At 69.7% G+C, this 20092-nt stretch carries 15 protein-coding genes; 9 read left to right on the top strand and 6 right to left on the bottom strand.

Translation table 11 applies throughout. The features are described 5' to 3' along the window. The first annotated feature begins 71 nt into the window (after positions 1 to 71). Both VFQ64_RS14125 and VFQ64_RS14120 read left to right on the top strand, forming a co-directional pair. Positions 72 to 1187 carry a glycosyltransferase family 1 protein gene (locus VFQ64_RS14125; RefSeq protein ID WP_325103982.1) on the top strand — a complete coding sequence of 372 codons (1116 nt, stop codon included), beginning with the start codon at positions 72 to 74 and terminating at the stop codon, positions 1185 to 1187. Continuing rightward, entirely contained in the window at positions 1184 to 2665 is a 1482-nt protein-coding gene (locus VFQ64_RS14120) for a lipopolysaccharide biosynthesis protein (RefSeq protein WP_325103981.1), read from the top strand. Before VFQ64_RS14125 ends, VFQ64_RS14120 begins: the two co-directional genes overlap by 4 nt. On the opposite strand, the gene VFQ64_RS14115 is transcribed toward VFQ64_RS14120, so the two are convergent. Together VFQ64_RS14115 and VFQ64_RS14110 are read right to left on the bottom strand one after the other, a co-directional pair. After that, the gene (locus tag VFQ64_RS14115; RefSeq protein WP_325103980.1) at positions 2595 to 3428 is read right to left on the bottom strand and encodes an exodeoxyribonuclease III; all 834 of its coding nucleotides are present in this window, start codon (positions 3426 to 3428) and stop codon (positions 2595 to 2597) included. The genes VFQ64_RS14120 and VFQ64_RS14115 overlap by 71 nt on opposite strands. A gap of 151 nt (positions 3429 to 3579) precedes the next feature. Then, the gene (locus VFQ64_RS14110; RefSeq protein ID WP_325103979.1) at positions 3580 to 4134 is read right to left on the bottom strand and encodes a DNA-3-methyladenine glycosylase; all 555 of its coding nucleotides are present in this window, start codon (positions 4132 to 4134) and stop codon (positions 3580 to 3582) included. A 60-nt stretch (positions 4135 to 4194) separates the two neighbouring features. On the opposite strand from VFQ64_RS14110, the gene VFQ64_RS14105 reads away from it, so the two are divergent. Further along, positions 4195 to 5724, top strand: a complete 1530-nt coding sequence (locus VFQ64_RS14105) for an N-acyl-D-amino-acid deacylase family protein (RefSeq protein WP_325103978.1) — start codon at positions 4195 to 4197, stop codon at positions 5722 to 5724. Next, complete coding sequence (dacB, locus tag VFQ64_RS14100; protein ID WP_325103977.1) at positions 5721 to 7127, top strand: D-alanyl-D-alanine carboxypeptidase/D-alanyl-D-alanine endopeptidase; 1407 nt, start codon at positions 5721 to 5723, stop codon at positions 7125 to 7127. Before VFQ64_RS14105 ends, dacB begins: the two co-directional genes overlap by 4 nt. Here the strand turns inward: dacB and VFQ64_RS14095 are convergent. Together VFQ64_RS14095 and VFQ64_RS14090 are read right to left on the bottom strand one after the other, a co-directional pair. Beyond that, positions 7124 to 8116: a serine hydrolase gene (locus tag VFQ64_RS14095; protein ID WP_325103976.1), complete on the bottom strand. Its 993-nt coding sequence runs from the start codon at positions 8114 to 8116 to the stop codon at positions 7124 to 7126. The genes dacB and VFQ64_RS14095 overlap by 4 nt on opposite strands. Continuing rightward, positions 8113 to 9579, bottom strand: a complete 1467-nt coding sequence (locus VFQ64_RS14090) for a permease (protein ID WP_325103975.1) — start codon at positions 9577 to 9579, stop codon at positions 8113 to 8115. Before VFQ64_RS14090 ends, VFQ64_RS14095 begins: the two co-directional genes overlap by 4 nt. A 189-nt stretch (positions 9580 to 9768) precedes the next feature. Here VFQ64_RS14090 and VFQ64_RS14085 point away from each other — a divergent pair, with 189 nt between their 5' ends. Both VFQ64_RS14085 and VFQ64_RS14080 read left to right on the top strand, forming a co-directional pair. Further along, complete coding sequence (locus tag VFQ64_RS14085; protein WP_325103974.1) at positions 9769 to 12849, top strand: TonB-dependent receptor domain-containing protein; 3081 nt, start codon at positions 9769 to 9771, stop codon at positions 12847 to 12849. A 113-nt stretch (positions 12850 to 12962) separates the two neighbouring features. After that, a complete protein-coding gene (locus VFQ64_RS14080) occupies positions 12963 to 14081 on the top strand; it encodes a serine hydrolase domain-containing protein (protein ID WP_325103973.1) in 1119 nt (372 codons plus the stop codon). A gap of 23 nt (positions 14082 to 14104) precedes the next feature. Here VFQ64_RS14080 and VFQ64_RS14075 read toward each other — a convergent pair whose 3' ends face one another. Then, the gene (locus VFQ64_RS14075; RefSeq protein WP_325103972.1) at positions 14105 to 14410 is read right to left on the bottom strand and encodes a hypothetical protein; all 306 of its coding nucleotides are present in this window, start codon (positions 14408 to 14410) and stop codon (positions 14105 to 14107) included. 109 nt (positions 14411 to 14519) lie between these two features. On the opposite strand from VFQ64_RS14075, the gene VFQ64_RS14070 reads away from it, so the two are divergent. Next, positions 14520 to 17729 carry a PAS domain S-box protein gene (locus tag VFQ64_RS14070; protein ID WP_325103971.1) on the top strand — a complete coding sequence of 1070 codons (3210 nt, stop codon included), beginning with the start codon at positions 14520 to 14522 and terminating at the stop codon, positions 17727 to 17729. Here VFQ64_RS14070 and VFQ64_RS14065 read toward each other — a convergent pair. Next, a complete protein-coding gene (locus VFQ64_RS14065) occupies positions 17726 to 18370 on the bottom strand; it encodes a response regulator transcription factor (protein WP_325103970.1) in 645 nt (214 codons plus the stop codon). The genes VFQ64_RS14070 and VFQ64_RS14065 overlap by 4 nt on opposite strands. Positions 18371 to 18551: 181 nt before the next feature. On the opposite strand from VFQ64_RS14065, the gene VFQ64_RS14060 reads away from it, so the two are divergent. Further along, positions 18552 to 19550 carry a hypothetical protein gene (locus VFQ64_RS14060; protein WP_325103969.1) on the top strand — a complete coding sequence of 333 codons (999 nt, stop codon included), beginning with the start codon at positions 18552 to 18554 and terminating at the stop codon, positions 19548 to 19550. A gap of 20 nt (positions 19551 to 19570) precedes the next feature. After that, entirely contained in the window at positions 19571 to 20032 is a 462-nt protein-coding gene (locus VFQ64_RS14055) for a hypothetical protein (protein WP_325103968.1), read from the top strand. Positions 20033 to 20092: the final 60 nt, after the last annotated feature.

The raw sequence follows: 20092 nt of genomic DNA, 5'->3' as shown, positions 1-20092 counted from the left end.
TGCCCACGGTCTTCGGCCGGGGCTACGCGGCTGTGCGCGGACCGGACGGGCCCCGCTGGAGGGTTCCATCGTTGGCGCGACCGCTGATCTGCATCGACGCGCGCTATGTCCGCCGCCGGCCGAGCGGGATCGGCGAGGTGGTGCGGGCACTGGTCGAGCATGCGCCCGCGCTGGCACCCGATCTCGACTTCCTGTTGCTGAAGCATCCGGATGCGGCCGATCCGCTATCCGTTGCTCCGAACGTAGCCGAGCGGTTGGTGCGCGCCGCCGCCAATGGGCCTGCGACGATGTGGTGGCTGTCGCGGGCCACCGATCTCTCCGGCGTCGATCTGTTCCATGCCACCGCCAACATCCTGCCGGCGAGGCTCGCCATGCGCAGCGTCACCACCGTGCATGACGTGATGTGGCTTAAGCACCCGGATTGGGCGGCGAAGCCCGGGGTGCGGGGGAAGATCGACCGCGCCTTCTACGCCCATGGCATCCGGCGGGCGCTGCGGCGATCGACCCGGATCGCGACGGTCAGCGCCGCGACGCGCGAGGAGATCGCAACGCTCGACGCCGACGCGGCGGAGCGGACGCGGGTGACGCTGTCCGGAGTGGACACCGCATTCCGGCCGCCGGTCGCTGGCAGCGAAACGCCGCACGGCCGCCGCTATGTGCTGACCGTGGGACAGGCCGCTCCGTACAAGAACCACCTTGCGGCGCTGGAAGCATTCGCGCTTGCGTTTGGCGATCGTGGCGACATCGACCACCTGTTCGTTCAGCGGCAGGGCGCGGGCGCCGCCGCGCTGCAAGCCCGCGCGGTGGCGCTGGGGATTGAGGAGCGGGTGCATGTCCTAGGCGCGGTTTCGCGGGAGGCACTGATCGCGCTCTACGGTCATGCGCTCGCGCTTTGCCATCCCTCCTTTTACGAGGGCTTCGGCAATCCGCTGGCCGAGGCGATGGCGTGCGGGTGCCCGGTCGTGACGAGCGACGTGTCGGCGATGCCGGAAGTGACCGGAGGCGCGGCGCTGCTCGCGGACCCGCACGCACCGGCGAGGTTCGCGACGCAGCTGCGGAGGATCGCCGATGAGCCGGCGTTGGCCATGGACCTGCGCGACAAGGGGCTCGCGCGAGCGGCGGCCCTGTCGTGGCGGGCCTTCGCAGCGGCGAATGTCGCGGTCTATCGCGAGGCGCTGGCGGCGTGACGGGCGGCACCGAGCCGGACGCGCATCGACTGGTCCTGCGCGGCGCGCTGGCGACCGGCGCGGGATTCGTGGTCAAGATGGGCGCGCGGCTGGGCTTCCTGCTGATGGCCGGCTGGCTGTTCGGCGCGGCTGCGTTCGGAGCGTACAGCCTGGGCGTCGCGGTGGTCGAGAGCGGGGTCGGCCTTGCTGGCCTGTCGTTGAAGAAGCTGCTCTTCCAGTGGCTCGACGCCAACGAGAGCAAGGGCGAAGAGCGCCGCCCGCCCCTGCACGTCGTCGCGGACGCGGCCGTGCTGGTGCTGACCGCCAGCAGCGTGCTGGCGCTGGCGATCATGACCGTCACCGCGCTGGTGGTGGGCGGCCTGCCCCGGACCGGCGCGGGCGCGGCGCTGTTCTGGCTGGCGCCGATGATCGCCGGGCAGACGCTGGTCGACGTGCTGCTCGCCGCCAGCCGCTGGCGGGGTGCGATCCGCTACGAGGTGGTTGGGCGCAGCATCGTCGAGCCGTATACGCAGCTGGCGGTAGCCGCCGCCGGCTGGGCGGCGGGCGTGCCCGGCTGGGCGCTGATCGCGGGCTATTGGGCGGGGAACCTGACGGTCAACGCCTATGCGCTGCTCGGCATCCAGCGGAGCTTCGGCGGCGGCGGGCTCGCGGGCTATTGGCCGGAGCGGCGGCGGCTGCTGCGGCTGGCGCGCTCGCTCGCGCCCAACACCGCCACCGACCTGCTCGCCGGCGTCTATGCCCGGCTCGACCTGTATGTCGTAGGCCTGGTGCTGGGGACGCGCTGGGCGGGTATCTACAGCATGGCGCAGCAGCTGTGCACGCCGGTGCGGCAGATCCGGCAGAGCTTCGACGGGCTGCTGGTGCCGCTGGTCGCGCGCACCGTCGCGGTGCGGGGCAGCGCTGCGGCGGGCGCGGCGCTCGCCTCGGCGGCGCGGCTGGTGCTGGCGATCCAGCTGCCAGTGGTGCTGGCGCTGTTCACGGTCGGCGCGCCGCTGCTCGACCTGTTCGGGCCTGGGTTCGCCGCCGCCTGGGCAGCGCTGGTGCTGCTGGCGGCGGCGGAGGCGGTGCAGGCGGCGTTCGGGACGGCCGACCTGCTGTTCGTCTATCTCAACCCGCGCGTAGGCCTGGCCCAGACGGCGGTCGGGATCGCGGTGGGAGCCGGCACCGCGCTGCTGCTGCTGCCGGTGCTCGGCATCACGGGCGCGGCGCTGGCGGTGCTCGCCGGCTATCTGGTACGCGCGGCGATGCGGGCCTGGACCTTGCGGCGGCGCTTTGCGGTGACGGTGCCGCTGGCGCATCCGGCGGGGCCGTTCCTCGCCGCCGCCCTTAGCGTGGGCGCGGTGCTGCTCGCCCGGCCGCTTGGCGATCTCGCGGCGCTCGCGGCCGGGCTGTCCGCCTATGCGGCCGTCATGCTGGTTTGGCTGCGCGTGACGGGCGAGAGCCTGAAGCTGACCGGGTTCGAGGCGCCTGCTCGCTGAGTTCGATCCAGGTCGGCGCGTGGTCGCTGGTCTTGTCCCAGCCGCGCGCCTCCCGATCGACCCCCGCTCCCGTCAAACGTCCGGCAAGCGCAGGACTGAGCAGCAGATGGTCGATGCGCAAGCCCGCGTTGCGCGCATAGGCGTTCCGGAAATAGTCGAAGAAGGTATAGATCGTCTCGCCCGGATGCAGGTGGCGCAGCGCGTCGGTCCAGCCCTGTGCCCGCAGTGACGCGTAGCGCGCGCGCACCTCCGGCGCGAACAGCGCGTCGTCGGTCCACCGCTCCGGCTTATAGACGTCGAGCTCGGTCGGCATGACGTTATAGTCGCCCGCCAAGATCACCGGTGCGCCGCTCGCCAGCAGCTCGGCGGCATGGGCGATGAACGCGTCGAACCAGGCGAGCTTGTAATCGAACTTGGGGCCGGGCCGCGGGTTGCCGTTGGGCAGATACAGCCCGCCGACCAGCACGCCCGCCACCGCCGCCTCCAAATAGCGGCTCTGCGACGGATCGGGATCGTCCGGGAGCCCGCGCCGCGTCTCCACCGGTGTGCCGACGCGGCTGAGGATGGCGACGCCGTTCCAGCTCTTCTGCCCGTGCCAGATCGCCTCGTAACCCGCGTCGGCGATCGCCTGGGCGGGGAACTTCTCGGACGGCGCCTTCAGCTCCTGCAGGCAGACGATGTCTGGCCTGGTCTCCGCCAGCCAGCGCAGCAGCACCGGCAGCCGGCCGTTGACGCCGTTGACGTTGTAGGTGGCGATCCTCACCGCCGCGATTGCCCCCGAAGTTGTCGAAGTTGCCGGCATCGCACATCATCCGCGGCGCTTTCGGCCGGGCTGATAGCAAGGTCAGGAGGAGACGGGTGCGGGGACATGGGCGACGGGCTAACCTGCGACGCGCGTGTAGGACAGCGCCAAATCAGTCGGGGAAGCGCCGGCTGAGGAAGCGCGAGCCAGCGAGGCCGAAGCGCCAGGGTTCGGCAGCGGCCTTGGTGATACCGATGCGCGGGCCGGTGACGAGTCCGGGTTCGGCTCCGCGCGGCGACAACGAAAAAGGTGCTACGTCGAGCGAGTGGCCGTCCAGGTCCGCAGAGACGGCGAGCGCCTGGCAAAGCTTGCCCGGACCGCTGCACAAGGCCTTGGCATCCTCGATCCCGCGCCGCGCCTGCATGGCAGCGAGTCCGTGCGTCGGTTCCAGTGCGCGCAGCAGCACCGCGGCGCCGGGCTCCTCGCCACCGACGATGTTGAGGCACCAGTGCATGCCATAGATGCGATAAATGTATGTGCGCCCGGCCGGACCCCACATCGCGCGGTTGCGCACCGTCGGCCCGGCGAAGCTGTGCGAGGCGGGGTCGGCGGCGTGGTAGGCCTCCGTCTCGACGATGATGCCGCCGACGCCGTCGATGCTCAGCGTACAGCCGATCAGCGCCCGGGCCAGATCGAGCACGGGCTGGGTGTAGAAGCTGGGGGGCATAGGCGCGTCTTGCCAGCGGCGGCGCTTGACCGCCAGCGCGACGGGCGCGACGCTGCGGCCGTGAAAAGGCTCCTCCCCCTCCTGCTGCTGGGCGCCGCGCCGGCGCCGCCGATCGCGGACCTGCTGGTGCGTGGCGGCACGGTCTATCCCGGCACCGACGCGCCCTTCACCGGCGACGTGGCGGTGAAGGGTGACCGCATCCTCACCACCGGCAAGCGGCTAGCCCACGCCGCGAAGCGCGTGATCGACGCGCGCGGCATGATCGTCGCGCCAGGCTTCATCGACCCGCACACGCATATGGGCGAGGCGCTGGCGTCGGACGACGCGCGCGAACGGCTGGTGCCCGCGTTCCTGCTCCAGGGCGTGACCACCGCCTTCATCGGCAATGACGGCGGCGGCGCGGTCGACCTCGCACAGGCGCTGCGGCGCGGGCGGCCGGTGGGGATCAACTTCGCCGCCTATGTCGGGTTCGGCTCCGTGCGCCAGGCGGTGATCGGCGCGGCGGCACGCGCGCCGGACGCGGGCGAACTCCGCCGGATGCAGGGCCTGGTGGCGCGCGCGATGTGCGACGGGGCGATGGGGCTGTCGACCGGGCTGTTCTATGCGCCGCAAAGCTTCGCGCGGACAGACGAGGTGGTGGCGCTCGCCCGCGAGGTCGCGGCGCGTGGCGGCATCTATGACAGCCACATCCGCGACGAATCGAGCTACACGATCGGGCTGCAGGCCGCCGTGGCGGAGGCGATCGCGGTCGGGCGCGACGCGGGGCTGCCGGTCAACATCAGCCACATCAAGGCGTTGGGGGTCGATGTGGAGGGGCAGAGCGGCGCGGTGATCGCCGCCGTGCGCGCCGCCCGGGCGCGAGGGCAGGGGGTAACGGCGGACCAGTATCCGTGGAACGCGAGCGGCACCAGCCTGGTGGCGGCACTGGTGCCCGGCTGGGCGCAGGACGGCGGCCGCGCGGCGCTGCTGCGGCGGCTTGACGATCCAGCGGCGGCGGCGCGGCTGCGGACGGCAATGGCGGAGAACCTGCGCCGGCGCGGGGGAGCCATGGCGCTGCTCGTCACCGACGGCCCTGACGCAGGGCGGAGGCTGGCGCAGCTGGCGGGTACGGGCGATCCGGTCGACGCTGCGATTGCCGTGATCCGCCGCGCCGATCCGGCGGTCGCCTCATTCAACCAGAGCGAGCGCGACATTCGCGCGTTCATGCGCGAGCCGTGGGTGATGACCGGGTCCGACGCCTCGATCGGGCATCCGCGCGTCTATGGCAGCTTCGCGCGGAAATGGGCGATGTACGTCCGGGCTGGGGTGCTAACGCCGCGACAGTTCGTGGCGCGGAGCACGACGTTGACGGCGGATACCTTTGGGCTGGCCGGGCGGGGGCGGCTGCGGACCGGAGCCTTCGCCGACCTGGTCGTGTTCGATCCCGCGCGCTACGCCGCCCGCGCCACCTATGCGCAGCCGACGCTGCCCGCCGCAGGGGTGCGAGCCGTTCTGGTTAACGGCGTTGTGGCGGTGGAGGACGGGCGGCTGACCGGTGCCGCCGCCGGCCGCGCCCTGCCGCGCACGCCGCGACAGGGAAGTTGCGCATGATCCGCTGGTTGGCGCCACTGCTGCTGATCGCCGCCGCGCCCGCCGGGTTGGAGCAACAGATCGCGGCCGATCTCGCGACGGCCAGTCCCGGCACCCGTTTCGGGCTGGTGGTGGCGACGGAGGACGGGCGCGAGATCGTGGCGTTGTTGCCGGACCAGCGCTTCGTGCCAGCGTCGAATACCAAGCTGTTCACCACGGCCGCCCTGTTCGACAGCGGCCTCGACGTGGATGCGCCCGATACGGCGACGGGCGCTTCGGTGCGGCTCGATCCGAGGCCCGGCCGGCCGCCCGACGTGGTGCTGACCGGCCGTGGCGATGCGCGGTTGTCGAGTGCTGCCGATTGCGCGGTCGATTGCCTCGCCACCTTGGCCGATGCGGTGGCGGCGCGAACCGGAACGGTTGGCGACGTGATCGGCGACGATAGCTGGTTCCCCGACGAACGCTGGTCGCCGGGGATGAGCTGGAACAACATGCCGACGGCATCGGGGACCGGCATTTCGGCGCTGACGATCGACGGCAACGAGGCGCAGGTGACGGTGACACCGGGCAAGCCGCCGATGGTGGCGGGCGACGGCTACTACCGCTTCGACAATCGCGTGGTGAACGGCGCGGTGACCGCGCTCGACTATGAGCGCGCGCCGGGTGGCGATGTGGTGCGGCTGACGGGCACGGTGGCGGCGGCGCGGGTGCAGAAGCTCGGCGTCGACGATCCGGCGCATTTCGCGGCTTGGCACTTGCGGCGGCTGCTCGTCGCGCGCGGGGTGCGCGTCGCCGGCACGGTGCAGGCGCGGCACCGGCCGCTCGATGCGGGCGACAATCCGGTGCGCCGGGGCAGCCTGCCGGCGGCGCGGCCACCGGAACTGGCAGCGCTCGCCCGACTGTCACCGCCGCCGCTGCTCGATACGGCCACGATGACCAATAAGGTTAGCCAGAACGTCTATGCCGAGTTGCTGCTGCGCCGCGTCGGACGGGTGCGCGGCACCGGCTCTATCGCCGACGGGCAGGCGGTCGTGCGGGCGATGCTGAGCAAGGCGGGAGTTCCCCGGACCGCGTATGACTTCGCCGACGGCTCCGGCATGTCAAACTACAACCGGGTGTCGCCGCGCGGCACGGTCGCGTTCCTGCGCTGGGCGGCGGCGCAACCCTGGGGCGTCAGGTGGCGGGCGACGCTGCCGGTGTCTGGCGAGGGGACGTTGCGCCGCCGCTTCCTGACGGGTCCGCTCGCCGGCAGGATCGCGGCGAAGACGGGGACGCTCAACGCCACCAACGCGCTCGCCGGCTATATCCGGGCCAAGAGCGGGCGGACGTTGGTGTTCGCGGCCTATGCCAATGACGTGCCGGACGATGCCGGAGCGACCCGGGCAGTGGACGCGGCGCTGGAGCGGATCGCGGCAGCGAACTAACCCAAGGCGGCGATCACCGCCTCGCCGACCGCCGGGCGCAAGGCAAAGATCGCGTCGGCGCCGTGGCGGGTCGGATGAACCCGGTTGGTGAGCAGCGTCCAGGCCAAGTCGCGATCGAAGTCGATCCACAGCCCGGTGCCGGTGAAGCCGGTGTGGCCGATCGTCGCCGCCGAGCAGGCATCGCCACCGTGCCAGCCGTCGAAGCGCCGCTCCCACCCACAGGTGCGTTCGCCTCGGACCGGTGCCCGCATCGCCTCGACTATCGACATCGGTACGCCCCCGTTGAGCAGGCGCTGCGCCCAGTCGAGCACGCCGGTGACCGTGCCGAACAGCCCGGCATGGCCCGCCGCACCCCCAAGCGCGAAGGCGTTTTCGTCATGCACCTCGCCCTTGAGCACACGACCGCGCCATGTGCATCGTTCGGTCGCCACGACGGGGCCGGGGGGCGGACCGAAGCTCAGGCCCCCTCCGAGCGGCCACGCGTCGAGGCCGGCGCCGGTCAGCCGCTCGACCGCGATGCCGAGCAGCATGTAGTTGAGGTCGGAATAGACCGGCGGCCCGGCCCGCCATGCCCGCTGCAGGATGAAGGCGCGCAGGCGGGCGGGATCGTCGCCATAGGTATAGATCGGCTCCACGGCGGGCAGGTGGGTGGCGTGGGCGAGGCCTTGGCGAAAGGTCAGCCGCCGCTCGGGTGCAGCCATGTCGTACTGGCGCAGGTCGGGGATCGCGTCCGCCAGCGGCGCGTCCAGATCGAGCCGGCCCTGCGCGGCCAGCGTCAGCACCATCGTCGCGGTGGCGATCGGCTTGGTCAGCGAGGCGAGGTCGAACCAATGTGACTCCGTCAGCGGCTCGCGCATCGGCTCGAGCGCCGCCCAACCTGCGACGCGGACATGGCGCCGGCCGTCGGCGGTGACTATGCCCAGCGTCGCGCCGGGAACCCCGCCGCGCTCGACCGCTGCCAGCGCGGGCGCAAAGGCCGCCTCGATCACCGGTCGTCCTCGCGCGCCCGCGCCCGCGCGACGAAGGGCAGCACGAGCAGCGCCGCCAGGCTCAAACCGCCGGCGAGCCAGAAGAAGCCAACAAAGCCGATCCGCGCCTGCATCGCGCCCGACGCGCCCGCCAGCAGCCTCGGCAGCAGGAAGGCGAAGCCCGACAACAGCGCATATTGCGCGCCTGGATAGCGCGGGTTCACCAACATGGAGAGATAAACGACGAACACCGCGCCCGCCATGCCGTTGCCGAACTGGTCGGCGCCCGTCGCCAGGTACAGCGCCGCCGTGCCGACCGGCTGATGCGCAAGCCAGACCAGCCCCCAATTGCCGAGCGCCGCCGCCACTGCCCCCGCCGCCAGCGCCCAGGGCAAGGCGACGCGCATTACCAGCCACCCTGCCAATGCCACGCCGGCGATGCTCGCCGCCAGCGCGACGACGCCGTCGGCCAGTCCGATCGCGGTCAACGAATAGCCGAGCGACTTGACCAGCGGCTTGGCCAGGGTGAGCGCCAGAACGTCACCCATCCGGTACAGCGACACGAACAGCAGGATCGCGAGCGCGGCATAGCCGAACCGCCAGAAGACATCGACATAGGGGCCGATCGCGGGCGAGGCGCGCAGCCGATCGTCGGCCCGGGCCCGTCGGATACGCGGTAATGCCACCGCTAGGAGGATAAAGGGCAGCAGGCAGATGCCGAGCACCACCGGCGTGACGTTGGTCCGTGCGTCGATGCCCGCTTGGCTGGCGAGGTGGAGCAGCACTGCGCCGACCACCGCCGTCACCAGGATCAACGTGGCGATGATGACCGCAGTCGCCAGCACGCCCTTGGTCAAGGCCGCGGCGCGCCCGCCCTCACCTTCGGGCCCTCGTGGCATCGCGGCTAACACCGGGAAGGGCGCGACCGCGAGGGCGGCAATGGCGAGGTACGCCGCCGTCCAACCGCTCCAGTCGGCCAGGATCAGCGTCACGCTCCCGGCCCCGACCAGCGCCGATCGGTAACCCCACAGGTTTGCGGCCACGATCGGTCCCTGCGTCTCCGGCGTCGGCGCGAGCTCGATCCGCCAGGCGTCGGTCGCGACCTCCAGCGTCGTCGTCCAGAAGGCGAGCTGGACCGCGAACAAGGCGGTCAGCGGCAGGCTGCGGTCGGCGCTGGTCACCGCCAGCGCCACCAGCGATGCCGCGATGCCGAGTTGAGCGAGCATGATCCACCCGCGCCGCTTGCCCCAATAGCGCGCAAAGCCCGGCACCGCGTAGCGGTCCACCAGCGGCGCCCACAGGAACTTGAAGGTCGGCAGCAGCGTCACCCAGGCGAAGAAGCCGATCACCACCAGCCCGACGCCGTGGTCCGCCAGCCTGAGCGCCAGCACGGTCGAGAAGAGGTAGAAGGGCAGCCCCGCCGAGAAGCCGAGCATCACCCATAGCGCGAACTGGCGAAAGCGCGGGGTGGCGGTGGCGTTCATCGGCAGCATGGTGGGCGAGACTTGGCCAGACGGTCAATCGGCTGGCCCGGATCGACGGCAAGTGCCGCGCTAAAGCCACACATTCACACGCTTTTTCTCGAGCGGACAAATTCCGCTGGCGCATCGCTACAGATTTGTTGCTTACTTGCACAAACGCCGCCGGGAGGGCGGGCGAGGCTCGGGGGATTTATGAAGACGAAGACGATCGCGCGCATGTGGCTGACTGGCGTGGCGGTAGCGGCCTTGCTGCCGGGTACTGCGCTGGCGCAGGTGCCGCAGGCGCAGACCACGCCGCCGGGAACCACCCCCACGGGTGCCGAGACGCCGACCGATGGCGCCGACCTGCAGGCCAATGATGCGCAGAACGGCAACAGCAATGACGACACGCGCGAGGTGCTGGTCACCGGCTCGCGGATCAAGCAGGACCCGAACAATTCGGCGCTGCCGCTGCAGATCGTCACTACTCAGGACCTGGCGCGCGAGGGCATCAACAGCCCCGAACAGCTGATCTCCTTCCTGTCGACCAACGGCAACGGCGCCGACAATCTCGCGGCGAACTCGGACGTCACCAGCGGCGCGCAGCGCGGCACCAACGGCCTGTCGGCCGCGAACCTGCGGGGCCAGGGCTCCGCCTCGACGCTGGTGCTGTTGAACGGCCGCCGCGTCGCTGCGCACGGCCTCACCGGCTCGGCGGTCGACGTCAACCAGATCCCCTTCGCGGCGATCGACCGGGTCGAGGTGCTGAAGGACGGCGCGTCCGCGATCTATGGCACCGACGCGATCGGCGGCGTCATCAACTTCATCACCAAGAAGGACTTCGAGGGCCTGTCGCTGCAGGGCTTCACCGACCAGACCCAACAGGGTGACGCGCCGATCTATCGCCTATCCGCCACTGCCGGCTATGGCGATCTGGCGACGCAGGGCTTCAACATCATGGGGGCGGTTTCGAAGAGCTGGAACGGCGTGTTGTTCGGTAAGAACCGCGACTTCGTCAACACCAACCAGCCGCTGCGCGGCCTGTCGGCGGATACGCGCGGCACACCGGTGGCGACGGCGTTCCCGATCAACCCCACCGCGGCCAGCGTCGGCATCACGCAAACCGGCACGCTGCTCGGCGCGCCCGCGAACAACGCGGCCGCCGGCGGCACCTTCCTGCCCGGCCTCGTCTTTCCCGGCGGCACCGTCCGCGCGGACGGCGGCATCAACATTCTCGACCTGCCGGGCGGCGCGGGTTGCGAGTCGGTGGCGGGCAGCTTCGCCTATGACGAGGCGCTGTGGAACATCCCGGGCGCGCGCTTCGCCTGCGCCTACGACACCGGCCGTGCCGCGACGCTGCAGCAGCCGATCGAGACGCTGACCTATTATGCGCGCGGCACCGCCAACCTGGGCAAGCACCAGCTCTTCGCCGAATTCACCGGTTCCGACGCCGACTCCGCCAAGCGCTTCTCTGAGAACCAGTATTCCGCCAACAACACGTCGCTGCCGATCGCCTATCCGCTCAACGCGCTGACCGCGGCGACCTACAACGACGTATACGGACGGATCGCGGCGCAATTCCCTTCGATCGCGGCCAACTATGGCAAGCCGATCGCCTTCCGCTATCGTTGCATCGACTGCGGCGTACGCGAATACACCACCTCCACCGAGACGCTGCGCGGCGCGATCGGCGCCGAAGGGCCGCTGGTCGGCAGCTTCGACTATCGCGTCGGCGCGTCCTACGCGAAGAGCCAGTCCTCGTCGGTGCTCGGCAGCGGCTTTCACTACCGCGGCGTGTTCGCGACCAACGGCGCCGCCGTCGCGTCCGGCACCGGCGCGACGCTGGCGGGGCAGCGCGATCCGCGCGCGCCGACCGCCCCCGGCGCCAGCGCGCCCGGTATCGTCGGCCTGTTCAACAGCGGCATCCTCAATCCCTTTTCCGTGACGCAGACGCCCGCGGCGATCGCGGGATTGGAGGCGGTGTCGGCGCGCGGCGTGACGCTGTATGGCGGCAAGTACGAGGTGAAGCAGTTCGACGGCTCGATCGCCGGGCGTCTGTTCGACCTGCCCGGCGGCGCGGTGCAGATCGCGGTCGGCGTCGATTACCGGCGCGAGACGTACAGCTTCAACGGTTCGTCGGCGGCAGCACTCGATCAGCCCGATATCTTCAACGCCGCGTTCGACAACGTCAACGCGCTGACGCCGAAGAGCCGCGACGTGAAGGCTGCCTATGGCGAGATCTCGATCCCGATCTTCAACGAGCTGGAGATCACCGCCGCCGGGCGCATCGACGAATATACCGGCTTCGGCACCACTACGAACCCGAAGGTGACGGCGAAGTTCAGGCCGGTCGAGTGGCTGATGTTCCGCGGCTCATACAATACCGGCTTCCGGGTGCCGACCTTCAACCAGATCTTCAACGGGACGCTGATCTCGCCCAACCCGGGCAACAGCCGCGCCGACCCGACCACCTGCCCAGCCGGCGGTGTCGTCAACGTCACGCCCGGCTGCGCGGCGATCACGCCCGACACGCTGACCGGCGGCAATTTGAACCTGGGACCGGAGACGTCCGAGCAGTTCAGCGGCGGCGTCGTTTTCCAGCCGACCCGGCGCTTCAGCGCGTCCGTGGATTTCTGGAGCATCGCGGTCGACAACACGATCGGTGCGCTGACCCTCGACCAGCTGCTGTCCAACATCAGCTTCTTTCCCGACCGGGTGGCGCGCACCAACGGCATCATCACGGGGCTTGACCTGCGCGCCGACAATATCGGGTCGCGGCGCACGCAGGGGCTGGAGATCATGCTGCGCGGCGGCGTCGACTTCGCGGGCGGCGCGTTGACCGCCGGGCTGGACGGCACACGCCTGCTCAAGAAGCGCGAGAAGTTCCTGCCCTCGCAGCCCTTCGGCCCCAGCCTGCTCGGGGTCTTCACCTATGCCGGCGATCTCGCGCTCAAGTGGAAGCACAACGCTTTCATCACTTGGTCGAACGACAATGTGACGCTCAGCGCGTCACAAATCTATCGCGACGGGTACAAGAACAACGCCCTGCCGGCGTCGGCGACGCGCCCGAACTTCAACCCGCAGGTCAGCAGCTACACGCTGTACAACCTGTCGGCGGCGTACCGCATCGCGCCGCAGTTCCAGATCGCGCTGGGCATCCGCAACGTGCTGAACCAGGATCCGCCGTTCGCGATCACCTATGACTCGAACACCGGCGCCGGCAGCTCGTGGGAGCCGCGTGTCGCCGATCCCCGGGGGCGGTCGTTCACAATCTCGACGGAAGTGCGGTTCTAACCCCTCGTCATGCTGAGCTTGTTTCAGCATCCATGCGAGGACCTCGACGTTTCTCCTGACGTTGATCGTCTCGCATGGGCCCTGAAACAAGTTCAGGGTAACGGAGGTGATAGATGCTGATCGCCTTTCTCCTCGCCGCCGCTTCGCCGGTCGCGGCCGTGCGCGTGACGTTCGACCGGCGCGGCGAGACGGCGGCCAGCGTGTCGGGTCTTGCCGACAGGGAGAGCGGCCGCGCCGTCACGGCCGACGATCCCGTCCGCGTCGCGTCGATCTCGAAATTGGTCGTCGCCATCGGCGTCCTGCGCCTCGCCGAACAACGCCGGCTCGACCTCGACGCGGACGTGTCGACACTGCTCGGCTGGCGAATGCGCAACCCCGCTTTTCCGGAGCGCCCGGTCACGCTCCGGCTGCTGCTGTCACATCGGTCGAGCATCACCGACGGCGTCGACTATGTGCTGCCGCTCGACGTCGAGATGCGGACGGCCCTGGCGAATAGCAAAGCTTGGGATGCCGAGCACGCGCCCGGCGCCTTCTTCCGCTATGCCAACCTCAACTTCCCGGTGATCGCCGCCGTCTTGGAACGCGCGACGGGTGAACGGTTCGACCGGCTGATGCAGCGTTTGGTGCTGGCGCCGCTGAAACTCGAGGCCTGCTTCAACTGGGCGAGCTGCACCGCGCAGGCCAAGGCTCGCGCCTTGATCATCTACCGCGACGGCAAACCGACCAAGGACACGCCGGCGGAGATCGCCGGCTGCCCGGTGACGCGCGCGCGCGACGGCACCTGCGATCTCGCGACGTGGCGAGCGGGCGCGAACGGCGCGCTGTTCTCGCCGCAGGGGGGCTTGCGCATCTCGGCGCGCGGGCTCGCGCGTGTCGGCCGTTTCCTGCTCGGGCGCGGCGAGGTGGACGGACTACGCCTGCTCAGTCGGCGGAGCTTTTCGCTGCTCGAGCGGCCGCTCTGGACGTTCGACGGCAAGAACGGCAATACCAGCGAAGGTTTCTACTGCCGCTACGGGCTTGCCGTGACCTTCCTCGCGACGCGGGGGTGCGATGACGATCCGTTCGGCGACGGGCGGCCACGGTTCGGTCACGGCGGCGATGCCTATGGGCTGCGCTCAGGGCTGTGGATCGATCAGAAGGCGGGCACCGGCGTCGCCTTTTTCGCGACGGACGTGCCGGCGGCGGCCGGCTTCACGCCTGTTGAACGGGCGCTCGCCCGCGGCACGCGCTAGATCCAGACCCCGCGGGCGAACCACTAGGCGTCCAGCGCTGCCCGGCACCCAGCGACAAAGGACGCGATCGCCGCATCCACCTCGCGCGCTACCATGTCGCCCTTCTCGGCTTTCGCCAGCGACGCGACCAGATCGCCCACGCCGAACGGCGCCACCGCGCCGCGCAGCGCGTGCGCCTCGCTCTTCACGCCTCGGACGTCGCCGCGGACGAACGCCTCGGCAATCGCCACGCGTGCTCGCTCGCCGTGGGTCACCCCCAGCCGCAACAGCATGTCGCGCTGCTCGCGGCCAAGCAGAGCTTCCAGGTCGGGCAACGCGTCGAGGACCATGAGCGGGCGCAACCACCCCCGTTCGCCATTGGCAACCCCCCGAACGGTTAATCGCCTCTTTACCTTATCCGGCGATGAAGTCGCAACGACCTCGCCAGGAAACCCGCTGATGCCTTCGCGTCCCACTCGTTCCGATCACGTCGCGGCCGCTGTGCTAACCGCGGGATTGTTCGCGGCACTTGCCTGGTTGGGGCTCACGCTCGCGTCGGATTCTGAGGGGATCGCGCCGGTCTGGCTGGCCAACGGGGTGTTGTTGGGCATGTTGCTGCGCGCGCCCGCGGAGCGGCGCTGGTCGCTGGTCTGTGCCTGCTTTGTCGCCAACCTCGCGGTCGGTTTCGCGCACGACGTGCGAGCTTTACGCAGCATCGTTTTCAGCCTCATCAACATGGCCGAGGTCGGCTTCGCCTTTTTTCTGCTGACGCGCCGCCGTTCGACGGTGGATCTGACCGATATCGGTGATCTGCTGCGCTTCTCGACGACGGGAGCCCTGCCCGCGCCGCTGCTGTCGGGTGGGCTAGCGGCGTTGCTGCTGGCGGTCACCGGCAGCAGCGACTGGCTCGCGATCTGGATCGCTTGGTCGATCACCGGTTCGCTGGGGCTGCTCATCGGGACACCCATGGTGATCGCGCTCGTCGACTCGGCGCGCGATAGCGCCGAGGGCGGTCCCGGGCCCTGGCAGACGGCGGCGGTGCTGATGGCTGGCCTAGCCGCCACGACCGCGGTCTTCGCACAGCCGGGCTATACGTTGCTGTTCCTGGTCGGACCGGTCATCGTCGTCACCGCCTTTTGCCTGGGCACACGCGGCACGGCCTTGCTCATCGCCGGCGTCATGCTGATCGGCACGGTCGCCACCGCTGCCGGTCACGGGCCGGTTGCGATCGTCGTGGCCGACCTGCAGGCGAAGGCAATCATCCTTCAGGTCTTCTTCCTCACCTGCTTTGCCATGGGGCTTCCGGTTTGCGCGCTGCTGGCCGGGCTCGCGCGGACGCAGGCGGAGTTGAACCGCCGCCGCGACTTCAAAGAGACCATGCTGCAGAACATGCGCGAGGTGATCTTTCGCACCGATGCGGAAGGTCGCTGGATTTTCCTCAACCCCGCCTGGGAGCAGTTGACCGGTCACACCGTCGCCGCCAGCCTCGGCCGGCGCGCTACCGCCCTGCTGCAGCGCGACGAGCGCCGCGCGGTCAGCGAAGTCTTTGCGCGGATCGTCACAGGCGAGGTGTCGGAAGCGGTGCTGCGCCAGCGGCTGCGTACAGCCGACGGCGACCACCGCTACGTGGAGGCGTCGGCGCGCGCGTTGTGGAGCGCCGACGGCCGCTTCGAGGGCACGATCGGCAACATCCGCGACGTGACCGAAAGCCACCAGTCCCAGGTCGCGCTGCGGGACAGCGAACGTCGCTTCCAGACCCTCGCCAACCACGCGCCGGTGGGTCTGTACCTGATCGATCAGCGTGGTGCGCTCACCTATGTGAACGAGCACTTCCTGACCCTGACGGGCAAGACCGAAACCGAGGTGCTGGGTGACGGCTGGCTGGACGCGCTGGTGCCGGAGGACCGCACGTGGGTCGCGCACGACTGGCCAAGGGTCGTTGCCGCCCGGGGCAGCACCAACGCCGACCTTGCGTTCCGCCATCGCGACGGGTCGATCCGCCACATCCATACCAGCACCGCGCCGTTGCTGGGTCCCAATGGTACACTGGACGGCTATATCGGCATCTTCATCGACATCACTGAGCGCAAGCTGGCAGAGGTTCGGCTGGAGCAAAGCGAGTTTCAGCTGAAGCTGCTCGCCGCCAACGCGACCGACGCCGTTCTGCGAATTGCGCTCGACGGCGCCTGCTTCTACGCCTCGCCGTCGGCGGGCGAAGTCATCGGCGTCGAACCCGAGCAGCTTGTCGGCCATTATACCAAGGATCGCTTCCACCCCGAAGACGTCGCTGAAATGAAGGCGACATGGCGGCGGCTGTGCACTGGCGAACTCGACCGAGCGGTACTCACCTATCGTTCGCGGCGCCCGGATCGTCCCGGGACCTGGTGCTGGCTGGAGGCGAATTGCGGATTGGTGCGCGACGGCGGTGGCAGCCCGCAGGAAGTGATCGTTTCAATCCGCGACATCACCGAGCGCAAGGCGCTGGAGCTCGAACTTGCCGCCGCGCGCGATGAAGCGCAGGTCGCCGCCCAGGCCAAGTCGGACTTCCTGGCCAATATGAGCCACGAGATTCGCACACCCATGAACGGCGTGATCGGCTTCACCGAACTGCTGCTGACCAGCAACCTCGATGCCGAACAGCGCCGCTACATGCGCATGATCGCGGAGTCGGGCCGGGCGATGATGCGGCTGCTCAACGACATCCTCGACCTGTCCAAGATCGAGGCGGGCCATATGATGGTCGCCTCCGAGCCGATGGACGTGTGCCACTCGGTGCGCAGCTGTCTGCAGCTGATGGTGCCGCTCGCGACCCGCAAGCGGCTCGAACTCGACTGGGAACGCGCGGATGCCGTGCCGGAATTCATCATGGGCGACGATCTGCGCTTTCGGCAGATCATGCTCAATCTGCTCGGAAACGCGGTCAAGTTCACGTCCGAAGGATCGGTCGGCGTCCACTTGCGCGTGACCGATGACGGTCGGCTCGAGGTCGAGGTCCGCGATACCGGTATCGGCATGCCGCCCGATCATCAGGCGCGGATCTTCGAACAGTTCGTTCAAGCAGACGTGTCGATCGCGCGCCAATATGGCGGCACCGGGCTCGGTCTGACGATCAGCGGTAAACTCGCGCGGCTGCTGGGTGGCGAGCTGCGCGTGGAAAGCGTTCAGGGCAAGGGCACCAGCTTCTTCCTGCGATTGCCGCTGCGGATTGCCGAAATGGACGCCAGTCCCAAGCGGAAGACGCTCGCCGAGCCGGCTCCGGCCATCGCGCCCAGCGGTCCGCGGGTGCTGCTCGCGGAAGATCACGAGATCAATCAGATGCTGACCGGCGCCATGCTCGAACGGCTCGGCTGCCGCGTCACCATCGCCGGCGACGGCGCAGAGGCGATCAAGGCGGTGATGGCATCGGCCGACGATCCTTTCGCCCTGGTGTTGATGGACATGCAGATGCCGCATGTCGACGGACTGGAGGCGACGCGGCGCATCCGCGCGAGCGGCTATGCGCCGGAGGTGCTGCCGATCGTGGCGTTCACCGCCAACGCCTTTGGCGACGACGTGGAGGCGTGCCTGCTCGCCGGGATGCAGGGCCATCTCGCGAAACCGGTCCAGCTCGCGCAGCTGCAGGCGGCGCTGCAGGAATGGAAACGGCCCGCGATCGCGCGCGCGGCTTAGCCGTGGTGGCTTTCCGCCGGCTCCAGCGCCCGCAGCGCGAGCACGGCCTGGGTACGATTGGCGACGCCTAGCTTGCGGAAGATCGCGGCCAGGTGCGATTTGACGGTCGGTTCCGCCAATTGCAGGTCATAGGCGATCTGCTTGTTCTGCCGCCCGTCGGCAATGGCGCGGAGCACACGCAGCTGCGCCACCGACAATGAACCGACCCGTCCGCCGGCTTCGTCGGCATTGTCGGCAGGCGGGTTGGCGAGCAGCGCGCCGGGCAGCCATTGGCCGCCGCCGAGCAGCACGCGGATTGCGGCGATCATCTGATCGAGCGGCGCGGATTTGGACATGAAACCGCGCGCGCCGAGCACGATCGCCTGGCGGATCACCGTTTCCTCGTCACGCGAGGAGACGATCGCGACCGGCGTCTCCGGGGCGAGCGCGCGCATCAGCACCAGCCCGGCAAATCCCTGCACGTCGGGCAGCACGAGATCGAGGAGGATCAGATCATGCGGGACCGCGCGCGCGCAGAACTCCGCCTCCGCCAGCGTTCCTGCCTTGTCGACCAGCAGCGCCGGGTCGATCGCGTGCGCCGCCATCGTCAGCGCCGTGACGCACATGGGGTGATCGTCGGCGATGAGGATCCGTCTCAACATCCCCCTTCCTATCGCGGCGCGACACGAATCGGAATAGATGACGCGCACCCCGCCCGTCCCGCAGCCGGTAAGAGCTTTTCGACTAAAAGGATGAGGCTCCTCAGCGAGGCGCGTCATTCATTAGGATGATCGGCGCCGGGCGGCGAGGAGTTGTTAACCGCACACCCCGCCAAGGGGGGCCATGCACAAGCCGACCTCTCCTCCGCCCCGCTTCCGCCGCGCACTCGGCCTGGCCCTGGTTCCCACGCTGGCGCTCGGCGCGGCGCCGGCGATGGCGGCCGGAACCCAGGCGGGCACCACCATTCGCAACACCGCGTCCGCGAGCTTCGACGGCAACGCCGGGACGACGACGATCACCTCCAACACCGTCGAGTTCAAGGTCGACGAGGTTCTGGACGTCGCCGTCGCCGGCAAGGATTCAGGCGATGCCAGCACCCGCGCCGGTGCTACCGGGCAGGTCCGCACCTTTACGGTCACCAACGCCGGGAACGGCGCGGAGGGCTTCCGCCTGGTCGCGAGCGGCACGGTCGGCGGCAACGGGTTCAACCCGACGGTCACCAGCATCGTTCTCGACAGCAACAACAACGGCATCCACGAGCCCGGCGTCGATCAGGTGATCGCCGCCGACGGCACCATCGCGGCGATGAACCCGGATGACGCGGTCACCGTGTTCGTGATCTCCACCGTCCCGGCGGACGCCGCCAACGGCCAGCGCGGCGCGGTCAGCCTGACGGCGACCGCGCTGACGGGCAGCGGCGCCCCCGGCATCACCTTTGCCGGGCAGGGCACCGGCGGCGGCGACGCCGTGGTGGGCGCGACGCGCTCCACCGCGCTCGCCGCCGGCGCGTTCGTGCTGACCCGCGCCACCGTGACGCTGGTCAAGTCGGCCACCGTGGTCGACCCGTTCGGCGGCAGCCGGGCGGTGCCGGGCAGCCTCGTCACCTATCGCATCGCGGCGGCGATCGGCGGCAGCGGCAGCGTCGCCGGGCTGCGCGTCACCGACACGATCCCGACCGGCACCAAATATCGCCCAGGCACGCTGACGCTGAACGGCACCGCGCTGACGGACGGCGCCGACAGCGATGCGGGCGTCGCCTCGGCCACCGGCATCGACGCCAACCTCGGCACCCAGGCCGCCGGCCAGAACCATACCGTCCAGTTCACCGTCGTCATCGACTGATCCGCCAGGAGTTATCCGCCATGATTCGCTTTTTCCTGTTCGCACCCATTGCTTTGGCCGCCGCCGCTCCGGCACTCGCCGCCGACCAAGTCGCGTTACAGAGCAACGTCCGCGTCGAGCGCACCGAGATGGTCGACGGCCGCCAGCAGGTGGTGCTCAAGGCGCCCGGCACCGTCGTCCCCGGCGACAAGCTGCTGTTCCAGACCAGCTACAAGAACGCCGCCGCCACGCCGGCGACCCGGTTCGTCGTCACCAACCCGGTGCCCGCCGCCGTCGCCTGGACCGGCGAGGGCACCGCGGGCGTCGAGGCTTCCGTCGACGGCGGCCGCAGCTTCGCACCCCTGCCGGCGCTCAAGGTCAAGGACAGCGATGGCACGCCACGCGCGGCCGGGCCCGCCGACGCAACTCATCTCCGCTGGACGCTGGCGAGCATCGCCGCCGGCGCCGGCGGCCAGCTCTCCTATCGCGGGGTGGTTCGCTAACCTTCGCCAAACCGCCCTCGGCGCGCGGGCGGCCACTCGCGCGCGCCATTCACTGGAGTA

The organism is Sphingomonas sp., from assembly GCF_035714405.1.
Classification (GTDB): domain Bacteria; phylum Pseudomonadota; class Alphaproteobacteria; order Sphingomonadales; family Sphingomonadaceae; genus Sphingomonas.
Note: the sequence above shows the minus strand (reverse complement) of the source record. Positions and strands in the feature narration are given on the sequence as shown.